This window comes from Loktanella sp. M215 (genome assembly GCF_021735925.1).
In the GTDB taxonomy this organism is placed as follows: domain Bacteria; phylum Pseudomonadota; class Alphaproteobacteria; order Rhodobacterales; family Rhodobacteraceae; genus Loktanella.
The window spans coordinates 1,438,606-1,453,870 of sequence record NZ_WMEA01000001.1 but is presented as its reverse complement, the minus strand read 5'-3'; the positions used below and the strand labels follow the sequence as shown (position 1 = coordinate 1,453,870).

Genomic DNA, 15,265 nt, shown 5'->3' with positions numbered 1-15,265 from the left:
ACGATGACACGTCTTAATCGTCGCCAGTTCACCGGCCTGCTGGCCACCACGGGCCTGCTGCTGTCCGCGCGCGCCGCGTTGGCGCAGGACACTGACACCATCCGCATCGGGTTCTGCAGCCCCCGGACCGGCCCGTTGGCAGGCTTTGGCAAGACCGACGGCTATGTCCTTGAACAGGCACGCGCCGCACTGACCGGCGGGATCGAGGTTGCAGGCAAGACCTATGCCGTTGAAATCCTGGACCGCGACACCCAGTCCGATCCCGCGCGCGCAGCACAGCTGGCCAAGGACCTGATCAACGACGGCATCGACCTGATGCTGGCCGTGTCCACGCCAGAGGTCATCAACCCCGTATCGGACGCCTGCGAGGCGGCAGGCGTGCCGTGCCTGTCCACCGTCATGCCGTGGGAGGCGTGGTATTTCGGACGCGGGGCCAAGCCGGGCGAACCCAGCCCGTTCAAATGGACCTATCATTTCGGGTTCGGCGTCGGTGAATTCGCGCAGACCTATCTGTCGATGTGGCCGCAGATCGAAACCAACAAGAAGATCGGCGTGATGTATCCCAACGACGCCGACGGCAACGCCGTGCGCGCGGCCTTGGCCCCGCAACTGGAGGACGGCGGCTACACAATCGTCGATCCGGGTGCCTACGAGACCGGAACGACCGATTTTTCCAGCCAGATCGCCTTGTTCAAGTCCGAAGGTGTGGAAATCATCAACACCTTCCCGATCCCGCCCGACTTTGCCGCCTTCTGGCGTCAGGCGGCCCAGCAGGGTCTGTCGCGGCAGATCAAGATCGTGCAAACCGCCAAGACCGGCCTGTTCCCCGCCGAGATCGAGGCGCTGGGGTCGCTGGGTGAAAAGATCGCCTCTGCTGCCTATTGGCACCGCGATTTCCCCTACAGCTCTTCCGTGACGGGCCAATCCAGCCGCGCGCTTGCGGACGGATGGGAGGCCGAGACCGGCGAGCAATGGACCCAGCAGCTGGGCGCAAGCCTGTCGCTGATCGACGCCGGTATCGCGGCGCTGAAGGCCGCCAGCGATCCGAAATCCAAGGAGGCCGTGCGCGACGCGCTGGCGGTGCTGAACGTGGAGACCATCGGTGGTCAGGTCGATTTCACCGCCGGCCCCGTGCCGAACGTGGCCTACGGCCCGATCCTGGGTGCGCAATGGGTTAAGGCGGCAGAGGGTCCGTTTGCGCTGGATTACGTGCTGGTCGACAATGCGCCCGATCCGAACGTGCCGGTCGCGGCCAAGCTGCTGCCCTACAACGGATGACGGATCGCGTGGCAGACCGGACAGACCTGACCGCCAGCGGCATCCACAAGTCCTTTGGGGCGCTGGCGGTGCTGAACGGCATCGACTTTGCCCTGCATTCGGACGAGGCGGTGGGCATCATCGGTCCCAATGGCGCTGGCAAGTCCACGCTGCTGGCGGTGCTGTCGGGCGCCACACCACCGACGCAAGGCCGGGTGATGCTGAACGGCACGGACGTCAGCGCCTTGCCTGCCCGCGATCGCGCGGCACGGGGTTTGGTGCGCACGCACCAGATCCCCAAGCCGTTTTCCGGCATTACGGTCTTTGAAAACGTGCTTGTCGCGGCGACCCATGCGGGCGCCGCGCGGCACACGGACGCCTATGATCTGGCGCTGGATGCCTTGCAGGTCTGCGGCATGATGGATGTCGCCAACCGCCCGGCGGAAAGCGTGGGCCTGCTGGATCGCAAGCGGCTGGAACTGGCCCGCGCGCTGGCAACCCGGCCGCGCCTGCTGCTGCTGGACGAAATCGGCGGCGGCCTGACCGACGCCGAGGCGTCAGAGCTGGTGGACACGATCCGTAGCCTGCGCGCGCGGCGGATCGGCATTGTCTGGATCGAACATATCGTGCGCATTCTGGTGCAGGTGGCCGAACGGCTGGTCTGCATGGATGCCGGCAAGATCATCGCACAGGGCACGCCCAATGTCGTCATGGCCGACCCGGACGTCGTCAGCGCCTATCTGGGCGGGGTGCCCGCATGACCATCCTGTCCGTCACCGACCTTGACGTGCGGTACGGCCAGTTCCGCGCCGTGCGCGGTGTCAGCCTTGATGTGGCAAAGGGCGAAGTCGTGGCCCTGATCGGCGCCAATGGTGCCGGTAAGACGACCCTGCTGCGCGCACTGGCCGGGGCCAACCGCATTCACGCAGGTTCCGTGCATCTGAATGGCACCGACATCACCCGCAGCCCCAGCCACGCCCGCGTCGTTGCGGGCCTCGCGCTCGTGCCCGAAGGGCGCAAGCTGTTTCTGGACATGACCGTCACGGAAAACCTGATGCTGGGCCGCACCGCCGGTCGCCCCGGCGACTGGACAGTGGACCGGGTGTTCGACACGTTCCCGAACCTTGTGAAACGCCGCCACGCGGCCACCGGCACGATGTCAGGGGGCGAACAGCAGGCCACCGCCATCGGGCGCGCGCTGTTGTCCAACCCCGACGTGCTCATCCTGGACGAGGTCAGTCTGGGCCTGTCGCCGCTGGTCGTCGATCAGGTCTATGCCTCGCTTGACAGCCTGTTGAAAACCGGCACGACGATCATCCTTGTCGAACAGGACCTGTCGCGTGCCATGGCCGTGGCCGACCGCGTGATCTGCATGCTGGAAGGCCGCGTGCAACTGGACAGTGCCATGGCCGCCACCAGCCGCACAGCCATCACGCAGGCCTATTTCGGCATCATGCCGCAGGGGGAACCCGCATGATCAACATCCTGATCCAGGCCGTCCTGCTGGGCGGCTATTACGCGCTGATCGCCTGCGGGCTGGCGTTCATGTTCCAGGTCATGCGCGTCATCAATCTGGCGCATGGGTCGCTGGCGGTCGTCAGCGCCTATCTTGTCTGGACGCTGTCCGATGCCTTCGGCCTGTCGCCCTTCGTCGCCCTGATCCCGGTCGTCGCGATCATGGGTCTTGCGGGCTGGCTGTTGCAGCGCCTCGTGCTGGAACGCGCCGTCCGCGGAGGAGAGTTACTGCCCGTCCTGTCCACCTTTGGCCTGGCCATCGTGCTGGACAACCTGCTGTTCCAGCACTTCGGCGCCGACACCAAATCCCTTGCCCCCTTCATCGGTGATCTGAGCTGGGAGGCCTTTGCGTTGCCCGGCAACATCTATGTCGGCAAGCTGCCGGTCTATATCCTGATTGCCGCCGTGGTCATCATCGGTGGGCTGGATCTGCTGCTGAAGCGGACGGCGCTGGGTCGCCAGATCCGCGCCACCGCCGCAGACCCCGACACCGCCGGTCTGGTCGGCGTCGATGCGCGCCGCGCTGCCGGGATCGCGGCAGCCCTAGCCACCATGACCGTCGCCGTATCCGGCGTGGCCTTGGGCCTGCGCGGCACCTTCGATGCCTATGCCGGTGCCCCGCAACTGCTGTTCGCGTTCGAGGCGACGATCATTGGCGGCGCGCGGTCGCTGTGGGGCGTATTGGGCGGGGCCATCGTGCTGGCCATCGCGCAATCGCTGGGCGCGCAGATCCATCCGCAGGGGTTTCTGCTGGGCGGGCATGTCGCGTTCCTGATCGTGCTGTTCATCCGGCTGGCCCGGCAAGGCAAGCTGCCGCTGCGCCTGTCTGGCATCTCGCGACTGATCCAGAAAGGGCGTGCGCAATGACGATCCATCGCTGGACACGCGCATCGCGCCTGTCGTTTGCCCTGGCCGCCGTGATCCTGGTCGCGCTGGCGCTGGTCCCCGCCATCGCACCCCCCGGCGTGATCGAGCGTCTGACGGTCCTGTTCATCTACGTCATCCTGGCCGCGATGTGGAACGCGCTGGCGGGGTATGGCGGGCTGGTGTCCATCGGGCAGCAGCTGTTCTTTGGCCTTGGCGCCTACATGACGATCCGGCTGGCGGATGCGGGGCTGAACCCCTTTGCCGCGATGGCGCTGGGGGCGGTCATCGTGGCGGGCATATCGTGGGTGCTGTCGCTGTTCATGCTGCACCTGCGGGCGGGCGAATTTGCGATCGGGATGTGGGTGCTGGCGTCGATCGCGCATCTGTGCGTGAACCTCGATCCGCTGATCCAGGGGGAAACCGGAACCTCGCTGATCTCTCTGAATGCCTACGACATCGGGGACCGGCGAATGCTGATCTTCTGGGCCGCCTTGCTGGGCATGACCGGCCTGCTGGTGCTGCTGTTCGCGGTGCTGCGCACACCCACCGGCCTTGCAATGCAGGCGATCCGCGACGACGAGGAGGCGGCGGATTCCATCGGCGTCAACCCGATGCGGACCAAGCGGCTGTTCTTTGTCCTCGCGGGATTCGGCACCGCGGTCGCGGGTGCGCTGTGGCTGGCGCAGGTGTCTGCATTCCAGCCGAAAACCTATTTCAGTGTGCAGTGGACCGCCTACATGATCTTCATGGTGCTGGTCGGCGGCCTCGGCCGGTTCGAAGGGGCGATTCTGGGCGCGCTGATCTTCTTTACGGTCGAAACCTGGTTCGCCGGTACCGGCGTCTGGTATCTGATCGGCCTTGGTGCGGCGGCCCTGCTGTTTTCGCTGTTCCTGCCCAAGGGCCTGTGGGGCTGGATCGCGGATCGCACGGGCGTCAGCCTGATGCCGCTGGGCTACCGCGTGCAGACAGATAAATCACGATAAGGAGAAACAGATGATGTTATTCGGAAAGACCATCGTGGTCACAGGCGTGGCCAGCGGCATCGGCCGCCGCACGGCGGAACTGGCAGGCCAGTTGGGGGCCGAGGTGATCGGCATTGATCGCACCCGGCCGGATCAGACCTTTGGCCAGTTTCTGGAAGGCGACATCGGGACCGCCGACGGCGTCGCGGCCATCGTGGACGCCCTGCCCGACCGGCTGGACGGCTTGTGCAACGTGGCGGGCGTGTCCGGCAACACGGGGGCCGCGAACACGTTGGCGATCAACTTCTTCGGCCTGCGCAGCCTGGCGACCAGGCTGGCCCCGAAACTGCGCGACGGTGGGTCCGTCGTGAATGTGGCGTCCATTGCAGGCTACGGCTGGCGCGACAATGCGGCCCGCGCCGCCGCCATCGCCCGCACGGACGGTTTCCCCGACGCCGCGCAGATCGTGAAGGATCACGCCATCCCGAACGAGGCCGGCTATCCGGTGTCCAAGGAAATCCTGCTGGTCTGGACCATGCTCGCCGCCCATCAGGACCTGTTCAAATCGCGGGGCATCCGGGTCAATGCCGTATCTCCCGGCCCCGTCGATACCCCGATCCTGACCCAGTTCCGCGAGGTTCTGGGCGATGCGCGCGTGAATTCCGACGTGGACCGCGTGGGGCGCGCTGGCACTGCCGCCGATATCGCACCCGCGATCCTGTTCCTGTGTTCCGATGCGGCGCGCTGGATCAACGGCACCAATCTGGCAACCGATGGCGGGCTAGAAGCCGCCATCACCGCCGATGCACATTCATTCTGAAGGAGACAATGATGACCGTACAATTCCTGATCAACAACCAGGACGCGGATGCCGCCGACGGGGCGACCTTTGACCGCATCGACCCGGTGACAGGCGATGTCGCATCGACGGCCGCCGCCGCCAGCGTGGCCGACGTGCAGACCGTGGCCGAAGCCGCCCACGCCGCATTCCCCGCATGGGCCGCGATGGGACCAAGCCAGCGGCGCAAGCTGCTGAACGCCGCCGCCGACATCATGGACAGCAAGTCTGACGCCTTCATCGCCACGATGATCGCTGAAACCGGATCAACCGGACCCTGGGCCGGCTTCAATGTGATGCTGGCCGCCGGTGTCATCCGCGAGGCTGCCGCCATGACCACTCAGATCGGCGGCGAAGTCATTCCCGCCAACAAGCCCGGCACGCTCGCCATGGGCGTGCCCCGGCCCAAAGGCGTCTGCCTTGGCATCGCGCCCTGGAACGCGCCGGTGATCCTTGGCACCCGCGCCATCGCCATGCCGCTGGCCTGCGGCAACACCGTGATTCTGAAAGGGTCCGAAGCCTGCCCCAAGACCCACCGCATGATCGTCGACTGCTTCGTCGAGGCCGGGTTGCCCGAAGGCGTCGTCAACTACGTGTCCAACGCGCCCAAGGATGCGCCCGCCGTGGTGAAGGCGCTGATCGAGGCGCCGCAGGTTCGTCATGTGAACTTTACCGGGTCGTCCGCCGTGGGCCGGATCATCGGGCGTCTGGCCGGTGAAAACCTGAAGCCGTCGCTGCTGGAACTGGGTGGCAAGGCCCCGCTGGTCGTGCTGTCGGATGCCGACATCGACGGGGCCGTGAACGCCGCGATCTTTGGCGCCTTCATGAACCAGGGCCAGATCTGCATGTCGACGGAACGCATCATCGTGGACGAGGCCATCGCCGACGCCTTCGTCGAAAAGATGGCGGCCCGCGCCTCCGCCCTGCCCTACGGCAACCCCCGCGACAAGGTCGTGCTGGGTGCGCTGGTCAGCAAGGAAGCCGGAGAAAAGATGGAGGCGCTGATCGCCGATGCCACGTCCAAGGGCGCCAAGGTTGTCGCCGGCGGACAGCGCGACGGTGCGATGCATTCCGCGACCCTGCTGGACGGCGTGACCTCCGACATGCGCATCTATGGCGAGGAAAGCTTTGGCCCCGTCAAGTCGATCATCCGCGTGAACGGTGACGACGAGGCAGTCCGCGTCGCCAACGACACCGAATACGGCCTGTCGGCGGCGGTGTTTAGTCAGGACATCAAGCGGGCCCTGTCAGCGGCGAACCGCATCGAAAGCGGCATCTGCCACATCAACGGCCCCACTGTCGCGGATGAACCGCAGATGCCCTTCGGCGGTATCGGTGATTCAGGCTATGGCCGGTTCGGCGGTAAGGCAGCGATTGCTGAGTTCACCGATCTGCGCTGGATCACGATCGAGGATCCGAACCAGCACTATCCGTTCTGATGTCACTGCAAAGGCGCGCCCAGCCGGGCGCGCCTTTCACCACCGCAGGGCGCGTTCCACCGTCTTGGCCAGCCGTTCAGCAGGTCTGCCGCGTCATCGCGGAGTGGTGACATTTGCGCCGCGGCGCTGACAAGCGGCGGCTTCTACCCTTTTCCGATAGCAACCTCGATCAACGCCAACCCACGCTTGGCTTCGACATGCGCCAATGCGTCGCGCAGCGCCGCCTCGAACCCGTCCGCATCCGTGACGTGGCGCGCCCAGGCGCGGCTGGCCTCGGCCACTTTGACGAAGTCGGGACTGGGGGACAGGTCGGTCAGCGGCACCACGTTTGCGCGTGCGGCATGACCATCGGGATAGATATCCACCACCGACTGGCGCACGGCCCCCCATTCGGAGTTGTTCATCACCAGAATGACCAGAGACAGCCCCAGGGCTTCGGCGATTTGATGGCAGGCGACGGGGTTGGCGAACATGTAGGACCCGTCGCCCATCGTGGCGACCACGGTTTTTTCGGGCTGCGCGAGCGCAAAGCCCATCGCCGCCGGAAAGCCCCAGCCAAGTCCGCCGGAGTGTGGCCCGTCGAACCAGCTTTGGTGGCGGGTCAGACGCATGGACGGCAGTTGGCAGCCCAGTTCGGAAAAAACCACCGCGTTCCGGTCCGCCAAGGATTCGGACAACGCATGACTGATCCAGGATTTGGTCAGCGCCGCCGCATCGCGCGTCGCCGTGGCGGCGTCAAACCGCTTGGCTTGCGCTGCCGCATGATGCTTGGTCAAGGTCGTGCTGCGGGCCTTGGCGCTTTCCGCGCGGTCAGGCCACAACGTCTCGAGGGCCTGTTCCAGCGCCAGAATGGCCGGAGCGAGTTCCGTCGTGATCCCCAGATCGCAGCGGAAATTGCGCACGCCGGAGCGTTCGGCCAAGGGCCGCGGGCCGATCTGGATGACCACCGCATCCTCTTTCGGTTCGATCTGCGCCGGTGCCCACGGCGCCAAGGCATCAAGGCACAAGATCACATCGGCGCGGTCCAGCAACGCGCGGGTGTCCGATCCGGCCGCCATCGGATGTGTGGTCGGCAGCGACAGCTGCACGGCCCAATACTGGCACACCGGGATGCCCCACTGCTGTGTCAGACGCGACAGCGCGTCGAAGGCGTCCTGGCTTCCTGCCCCGTGCTGGGCAAAGATAACCGGATGAACCGCATTGGCCAGCAATGCAGCGACCTGTTCCATCTGGGATGCATCCGCGGCAATCGAAGCGCCCGTCATTTGTGGACGGCGAGCGGCCCCCTTTGCCGGGATCGTCTCACTGAGCACCTCGCGCGGCAGGCTGACGTAGACCGGTCCTTTGGGTGTCGAGGTGGCGATGCCGTGGGCGCGGTCCATCACGTCAAAAATCTGTTCCGGGAAGCGCAATTCGTAATCCCATTTGCAGGCCTCGCGGATCAGGCCCGCCTGATCCAGCATTTCCTGCCCCCACCCGATCGGCACCGTCCGCGCGCCCAGCCGCCCATGTTCCAGTGTCGGCGTCCGGCCTGACATCATCATCATCGGGATGTTGTCGCAGGCCGCGTTGATCGCGCCCATCGCTGCATTGGCGAGGCCCACATTGGTATGCACCATCACCGCCTGCGGCCGTCCCGTTGCCAGCGTATAGCCATGCGCCATCGCGACGGCCGCGCTTTCATACGGGACCGTGACAGTCTTTGGCAGCGGGATGCCACCGGCCTCGGCCTCGGACAGTCCTTCGATGACAGGAGGGAAATCGGTGCCTGAATTGGCAAAGATATAGTCCACCCCCAGGGTCGCCATACGTGACAGTAGGGCCGCGCCGGCCGTCATCGTCTTGGGCTGATCGGTCATGACAGATATCTTTCAAAGTTATGTCGCATGGGTCGCGCGAAAACACGCGTTCGATTCGGCCAGCCTGATGAACTGCGCAATCATCCGATTGGTAGGCACAGGGATGCCGTTCTGCGCCCCAAGTGCGACGACCGCACCGTTCAAGGCGTCAATTTCTGTGCGTCTTTGGGCTTTGATGTCTTGCAACATAGAGGGTTCGTGCATCAGATGATACGCATAGGCATGAGCCAGCAGGTCATCGACATGTGCCCGCGATGCCGTGACACCGCACGACTTTGCCACGGCAATTGCCTCTGCCACGACGGCATCCGCCAGAGCGCGGCCATCCTTAGACGCACCGACACTGCCGGGGGTGCCGTTCGTCAGCGCACAAATCGGGTTCAATGCGCAATTGAACGCCGCCTTTTCCCAGATCGCGGCGTGGATATCCGGGTTAATGCGCGCCGTCACGCGACCAGCCTGCAGCAGGTTTGCAAGACGATCCAGAATCGGATCAACGTGCCCGCTGGCGGTATAGAAATCGGTGGTCGCCGCACCGTGAGACGCGACATGGCCCGGCCCGATAAATTCTGCCGGGGTCATCGTCATGCCGACGAGGATCCGATCAGGGGACACGTAAGCCGCGATCCGTTCCGCGTTACCAACCCCGTTCTGCAGGCTAAGCACCCAAGCATTTCCGATGCGGTCCGCAATGGCAGCGAGGGCGGCATCCGTATGAAATACCTTGGTGAACAGCAGGATCAAATCGGCCGGACCCACAAATTCATCCGGTGACATTGCGCGGATCTGCACAACATCCTCACCCTCATCGAACGCGACGCGTAGACCATCGCGCGACACCGCCGCCACATGGTCCGCATTCACATCAAGCAGCGTCACGTCCGCGCCAGCACGCGCCAAACGCGCGCCGTAGACCGACCCCATGGCGCCCGCGCCAAGCACCGCGATTTTCATGGCACTGCCATTTAAAGCTTCCACGTCATCATATCTTATATATCAAGATACATATCTTCTTTAGTGACAACAATCCCGGATTGTCACTCGCTGGGCCTTTCCAAGCAGCTGACAGCCGCCTTGTCAGATTAGGTGGGCTCGTTTGATTTGTCTGGATCTGGCAAGAGCTGGAAGCAATGCTCCCCTCCCTGTCGGCTTTCATGGACCAGCCGACAACACGTCGGGAGAAGAGGTACGGCACGACCGATACATAGAGCCAGCCGTCCGCAGTCCGGATGGAGGTGAGGTCTGCCAGTCACGTCTGGTTCGGTCGGTCCGCCGCGACGTCGCGGTCAAGGATGTTGCGGGCGATTACCGAACGCTCGCCGTCGTCCTTCGGGTTGGCGAACACCGGCAAAACTACTCGACCAGCTGCGCAAACGGGGTAGTGTCCAAGGTCGTGCGACGACCGATTAACTCTGCCCAATACTGCTATCACGACTGTCAGAAGATCCTGCGTCGACACGGCTTTCAGGTCTCGATGAGCGGCGAGGGCAATTGATATGAAAATGCAGCCGTCGAGACGTTCTTAGAACCATCAAGGCCATGGAAGACACGGCGGCAAGCTGAGATGACGATCTATGAATACATCAACGGGTTCCACCATCCGCCCCGTCGACACGCAGCACTGGGCTGGAAAAGTCCCGTCTCTTTTAATTAGAATGTGGCCCAAACGAGCACCTGCGACGTCACTAAAGTGAGACAGGTCGAATCGAAGAGCATAAATCTTGCAGGTCTGGTAGCTTCAAGCCCATTGATGAGCTTAGCGCCCAGAAGCCACGGCAGAGATCGCAAGCGTTCCCGGTGCATCCTGAAAATCTGGGAGCACCACAGATCTTCCTATTGCAGCTGAAAATATCGTTCTATTTCGACCACCTGATTTCGCTTGGTAAAGTGCAGCATCCGCTGCTCGAATTGAATCATTGATATCCTGCAGCCTGTCCTTCATAGAGCAGCCAATCGATACAGTGACATGCACTTTCTCTCCTGAAAAAGCTTCCAATGGCGTATTCTCAATACCGCGACGCATCCTCTCGGCGGTGGTGTACCCTTCATCCGCATCGCTCGCTTTCAAAAAGATCACAAACTCCTCGCCACCAAATCGGCAAACGATATCATCTTCCCGTATGATCTGACGCAAGGTATTTGCAACTTCTCGAATGACATAATCACCTACTAAATGGCCATGCCGGTCATTGATCGTTTTAAAATGATCAATATCTACCATGAGTGACACACCGTATGCTTCGGGGTATGTATCCATCGCCATGTAAAAGTAATCACGTGTCGCAACATCTGTCAGACGGTCACGTTCAACCAAAAATTTCAATTTTTCTGCGAGAATTGTGCTCTTTCTGATTTGGTAGAATAAAAAGAAGTTTATCGGGATGGAGGTCAACATGGCACCGATGATTGCTTTCGGCTGAACGATAGCAGCAATATCCGGTGTGTTCTCTAACCCTGTTTGCAGGGCAACGATGCCAACAATCAGACTTGAGAGTAGTAAAGTAGAAGCCCAAACACCCCACCATGTCTTGATCTTGATCATTGGCGACCTTCTAAGGCTGTTGTGAGGTTCACAATTTGACAGAGTCCTCGTCCGAACAATATCTGCGGTACTTTAATTTGTGATTAAATCCACATGCCCCACGTGAAGCCTCGTTTCCGATACCTTGATGCATCTCTGGGTTCAGATCAATAACACCAGCCGCGCCGAGGGGCTCTGTTGATGGGATACCGTGTTGATCCCGCGTGGCAGCGTTGCCCTTATGCGCTAACAAGCAGGCCCGTTGATTTCCACCCGGAAGTGATGGGGTGGATACCCCTCCCGACGGCATCGCGTTATGCCAAAGTGACATAATTCGAGGTCACATCAAGGATGGGGCCATCCGCGGAAGTAGTGACCATCGCTGGACTGCCGCCCTGTCTCGTTGCCATGGAGGCCTGCGCGCCGGCGCATTACTGGACGCGGAAGAACGACGGGACTGATCATACCGTCAGGCCGGCGCCTTCACCTTATGTATAACAATTCGTGAAGCGACAGACGAATGACGACGCGGACGCAGTCGCAGAGGCGGCGTCCCGTCCGACCATGCGTTTTGTTGAACCCAAATCACCCCAGCAACAGGCCCGCGCCAGGGTTTCCAGACCCGGAAACTATTTGTGCGTAGCAGACCCAGCTTGAGGGAATGTTTCGGGGGTCAGGCTTGCCTCAAGACATCCATTGCCTTCCCTCTTTTTTACGCCGAGACGGCGGCACTGGCTTCGAAGCCGAAGCTGTTCTTGCCGGTCTCCAGAATAAGACAGCGATGGGTCAGGAGATCGATGAGCGCGATCGTCGTCCCGGGCGGTCCATTTGCTGAAGCTCAGGTTTGAGGTGATGATGACGCTGGTGCGCTCGTAGAGTTTGCTGAGCAGATGGAAGAACAATGCGACCTCTGATGCGCTGAGCGGCAGTCAGCCAAATGCGTTCAGGATTATGAGATCAAGGCAGATGAGGCGTTCGGTAATGTTTTGGGATAGATTCTGAACTGATTATTCATCTTGTCTCCTTAGAACCGATCGCGACAAAGGTTTCTTTCAGTGGATTCGGCTAATGATCAAACATTTCCGGCGCTTTCGCCATCCGTCTGCGTTTCATCTTGTCGTCAAAACACCTTCAGGGAGTTGTAGCGCAACAGTCGTTGACATCAGTGCAGGCGGCGCACAGCTCAAGAACGTGACTGGTGTCTTGCATGGTGACAAACTGACGCTTCAGGTTCTCGACATAAGTTTGACAGGTTTTGTCCGCTGGACCCGAGGGGACAAAGTAGGGATCGCTTTCACAGTTCCTCCGACCCCCGAACTGCTTGATGCGCTACGAAAAGGCGCACGGCAGATCGCAAATTGAAGCTCTCCGGCCTTGCGGGACAGCAATTCTTGCAGTGACTATGCGTCCATATCTGTTGAAACCTGAATTGCATAAAAGGATACCCCGACGTCGGTGGCTGCAACATGATTCTTGAGGCCGCGTAAGATGTAAATATTTCCGTGCCAGATTCGTCCGCTGTCTGAACCGGATCAGTATAATAACGTCAAATTCATCAATTGAGCCCCGCGCACTTTGGGACACCTCAACGAAATTTTCATCTTATCCGCGCTTCATCTTGTTAACGCGTGTTTGAAGGTATGATGTGAACCGAATAATCTCATGTTTAACGCAAGAGCATCAGCTCTGGCTTGTCGGGGTGGCCGCAGCGATCTGTGTTGTTGGCTCCGTTCTGTCTGTGCGCCTGACCAATCGATACAAAGGTGTATCCGGAACATTGGATCGCGTGTTTCTGGTGTTGATCAGCTTGATTACAGGGGCGACCGTATGGTCAACGCATTTTGTAGCAATGCTTGCCTATGATCCAGGTTATCCACATGGCTTCGAGCCTATTGCAACAGTGCTATCTTTGCTTATCGCTATCTTCGGCATTGCTGTCGCAACAGCTACGTTTAAATACCTCCCGGTCAAACAGCCGTTCATTGCGGCTGGGACGCTGCTCGGCCTCTCGATATCGGTCATGCATTATGTCGGAATATCAGCCTATCGCGTGCCGGGTATTTTGACATTTGACATGACCGCCGTCGTCATATCGATCGGCATGAGCATGCTGTTTGGTATCGCAACGTATCATCGTGTGGCTTATCCCCTAACACGTTATTGCTGGATAGGAGGAATGATTTTCCTCGTCCTGGCGATCTGCAGCCTTCACTTCGTCGGCATGAGTGCAATTACCATCATATTGAACCCAACCGTCGCTGCGCCCACCGCGCAACTCTCGGATATGGTTCTTGCGGGTGGCGTCATTGCGGTTGTTACGATCCTCTTGCTGCTTGGCTTTGCGTCATTCGGAATTGAAGCCAAGCTGACAATGGATGCGAAGAATAACGCGATCTACGCCGCAAATCACGATGGTTTGACCGGGTTGCCGAACCGTCGAAAAATGGTCGAGGATGCGCGGGTCCTTTCGCGAAAGCTGGAACGGGATCCTGGGGCCAGCCTCGCAGTCGTTTTTATCGACCTGAATGGCTTCAAAACCATCAACGACCTGCATGGTCACCACGTCGGTGATGCTGTCATCTGCGCAGTCGCACAGCGCCTGAAGAAAGCGGCGCGAGAGACGGAAATCATCGCGCGCACCGGTGGTGATGAGTTTGTCATTCTATTATCGCCGATAGCAAGCATCGAAAATATAGATAAATTTGCGCGCCGCCTTCATGCTCAGATCATTCCGCCAATACAGATAGGAGATTTGAATGTTGGGGTGGGTGCTGCGATCGGTATTTCGACGAGTTTAAACGATAGTCGCCAATTCGATAGCCTGTTAAATATGGCCGACCTGGCGATGTACCGCGCGAAAAACTCAGGCCTTCCCGTCTGCATATTCAACCCCGATATGGACGTGGAAAACCGCGAAGAACTGCAGTTGATGAGCGATCTGAGGCAGGCCTGCAGCAATGGCGAGTTTGAATTGGTCTATCAGTTGCAGAATGACGTGGTGTCACTCGCCCCAGTGGGCTTTGAAGCGTTGCTGCGGTGGAACCATCCGATCCGCGGCTTGGTAATGCCTAACAGCTTCATTCCCGCTGCAGAAAAATCAGGCTTGATACGCGAGATCGGGCGTTGGGTGCTGGTCACGGCGTGTCACGAAGCCGCGAGCTGGGATTTGCCCCTCACGATTGCCGTGAATGTCGCACCGCAGCAGCTCGTCGAACCCGACTTCGTGGGGCATGTGGTAGCTGCACTGAAACAAAGTGGTTTGTCGCCTGAGCGACTTGAGTTGGAAATGACGGAGGAAGGCATCGTCGAGGATGCTGATCTGACTTTGGATGTGATGACGAAGTTGAAATCGCTCGGTGTGCACATTGCGATGGATGATTTTGGTACAGGGTATTCTTCACTTTCCATGTTGCAGACGTTTCCGTTCGATAAAATAAAAATTGATCGTAGCTTCGTGCAAGATGTCCACCAAAACAAAAAACGTGCCGCAATTGTAAGGGCTACATTACTACTCGGAGGAGCGTTTGACATCCCCATCCTAGCGGAGGGTGTAGAAACCTTGGATGAACTTAGTTTTCTGCAGGACGTCGGCTGCACGACCGCTCAAGGCTACCATTTTGGCAGACCTATGCCGCAGGAAGAGATGCGGAAGATTACGCGTCCGGATAATAGTTGCAGCAGCTCGACCCTCCTGATGGAGCCTGAAATCGCTAATTCAATAAATCGAGACCCCTCAGCTTTATCATTTTCGTAGATAGATAAATTATCATCATCGATGCAATCAGTTTTGTTCAAAATATTATCAACCTTGGACTAGAACCGCAGACTAGACATTTTTAGCCGCATGATACTAATTGCCTGGCCAAGGCTGCGGAAATCAGCCTTGGTGCATCCGAAGGGAAATTTCAGATTTTCCGCAAACCGACTGTTGGTGAAATGCGGTGTTTCGGCCAGCCTCACAGAACGCCTACATCGCGCGCTACAACCGTGCCGTGTTTCATGTCATG

At 60.1% G+C, this 15,265-nt stretch carries 12 protein-coding genes and 3 pseudogenes; 10 read left to right on the top strand and 5 right to left on the bottom strand.

The window, feature by feature from the left end:
* The first annotated feature begins 3 nt into the window (after window positions 1-3).
* Genes GLR48_RS07105 through GLR48_RS07075 form a run of 7 tightly spaced genes read left to right on the top strand, consistent with a single transcriptional unit; the run spans window position 4 to window position 6,878 of the window.
* A complete protein-coding gene (locus GLR48_RS07105) occupies window positions 4-1,278 on the top strand; it encodes an ABC transporter substrate-binding protein (RefSeq protein WP_237060093.1) in 1,275 nt (424 codons plus the stop codon).
* 8 nt (window positions 1,279-1,286) lie between these two features.
* Window positions 1,287-2,018 carry an ABC transporter ATP-binding protein gene (locus GLR48_RS07100; RefSeq protein WP_237060091.1) on the top strand — a complete coding sequence of 244 codons (732 nt, stop codon included), beginning with the start codon at window positions 1,287-1,289 and terminating at the stop codon, window positions 2,016-2,018.
* Window positions 2,015-2,734 carry an ABC transporter ATP-binding protein gene (locus GLR48_RS07095; RefSeq protein ID WP_237060089.1) on the top strand — a complete coding sequence of 240 codons (720 nt, stop codon included), beginning with the start codon at window positions 2,015-2,017 and terminating at the stop codon, window positions 2,732-2,734. The genes GLR48_RS07100 and GLR48_RS07095 overlap by 4 nt, the downstream gene beginning before the upstream one ends.
* Entirely contained in the window at window positions 2,731-3,639 is a 909-nt protein-coding gene (locus GLR48_RS07090) for a branched-chain amino acid ABC transporter permease (protein ID WP_237060087.1), read from the top strand. Before GLR48_RS07095 ends, GLR48_RS07090 begins: the two co-directional genes overlap by 4 nt.
* Complete coding sequence (locus tag GLR48_RS07085) at window positions 3,636-4,622, top strand: branched-chain amino acid ABC transporter permease (RefSeq protein WP_237060085.1); 987 nt, start codon at window positions 3,636-3,638, stop codon at window positions 4,620-4,622. Before GLR48_RS07090 ends, GLR48_RS07085 begins: the two co-directional genes overlap by 4 nt.
* A 10-nt stretch (window positions 4,623-4,632) precedes the next feature.
* Entirely contained in the window at window positions 4,633-5,421 is a 789-nt protein-coding gene (locus tag GLR48_RS07080; protein ID WP_237060083.1) for a coniferyl-alcohol dehydrogenase, read from the top strand.
* Between the two features lie 11 nt (window positions 5,422-5,432).
* Window positions 5,433-6,878: an aldehyde dehydrogenase gene (locus tag GLR48_RS07075; RefSeq protein ID WP_237060081.1), complete on the top strand. Its 1,446-nt coding sequence runs from the start codon at window positions 5,433-5,435 to the stop codon at window positions 6,876-6,878.
* 143 nt (window positions 6,879-7,021) lie between these two features.
* Here the strand turns inward: GLR48_RS07075 and GLR48_RS07070 are convergent, their stop codons facing one another.
* The 3 genes and pseudogenes from GLR48_RS07070 to GLR48_RS07060 form a co-directional block, all read right to left on the bottom strand.
* Entirely contained in the window at window positions 7,022-8,737 is a 1,716-nt protein-coding gene (locus GLR48_RS07070) for a thiamine pyrophosphate-requiring protein (RefSeq protein ID WP_237060079.1), read from the bottom strand.
* An 18-nt stretch (window positions 8,738-8,755) separates the two neighbouring features.
* Window positions 8,756-9,691 (bottom strand): ketopantoate reductase family protein, encoded by a 936-nt coding sequence (locus GLR48_RS07065; RefSeq protein ID WP_272911381.1) that lies wholly within the window; start codon window positions 9,689-9,691, stop codon window positions 8,756-8,758.
* A 199-nt stretch (window positions 9,692-9,890) separates the two neighbouring features.
* Window positions 9,891-10,070 (bottom strand): annotated as a pseudogene (locus GLR48_RS07060) (IS3 family transposase); the annotation flags it as partial.
* Between the two features lie 81 nt (window positions 10,071-10,151).
* Between GLR48_RS07060 and GLR48_RS07055 the strand changes: the two are divergent.
* Window positions 10,152-10,391: pseudogene (locus GLR48_RS07055) on the top strand (IS3 family transposase); the annotation flags it as partial.
* Between the two features lie 102 nt (window positions 10,392-10,493).
* Here the strand turns inward: GLR48_RS07055 and GLR48_RS07050 are convergent.
* On the bottom strand, window positions 10,494-11,279 hold the full coding sequence (locus tag GLR48_RS07050) for a GGDEF domain-containing protein (RefSeq protein WP_237060078.1): 786 nt from the start codon (window positions 11,277-11,279) through the stop codon (window positions 10,494-10,496).
* A gap of 691 nt (window positions 11,280-11,970) precedes the next feature.
* Window positions 11,971-12,241 (bottom strand): annotated as a pseudogene (locus GLR48_RS07045) (ATP-binding protein); the annotation flags it as partial.
* An 85-nt stretch (window positions 12,242-12,326) separates the two neighbouring features.
* Here GLR48_RS07045 and GLR48_RS07040 point away from each other — a divergent pair.
* Together GLR48_RS07040 and GLR48_RS07035 are read left to right on the top strand one after the other, a co-directional pair.
* Window positions 12,327-12,620 carry a PilZ domain-containing protein gene (locus GLR48_RS07040; RefSeq protein WP_237060076.1) on the top strand — a complete coding sequence of 98 codons (294 nt, stop codon included), beginning with the start codon at window positions 12,327-12,329 and terminating at the stop codon, window positions 12,618-12,620.
* 283 nt (window positions 12,621-12,903) lie between these two features.
* Window positions 12,904-15,012 (top strand): putative bifunctional diguanylate cyclase/phosphodiesterase, encoded by a 2,109-nt coding sequence (locus GLR48_RS07035; protein ID WP_237060068.1) that lies wholly within the window; start codon window positions 12,904-12,906, stop codon window positions 15,010-15,012.
* The last annotated feature ends 253 nt before the right edge of the window (window positions 15,013-15,265 follow it).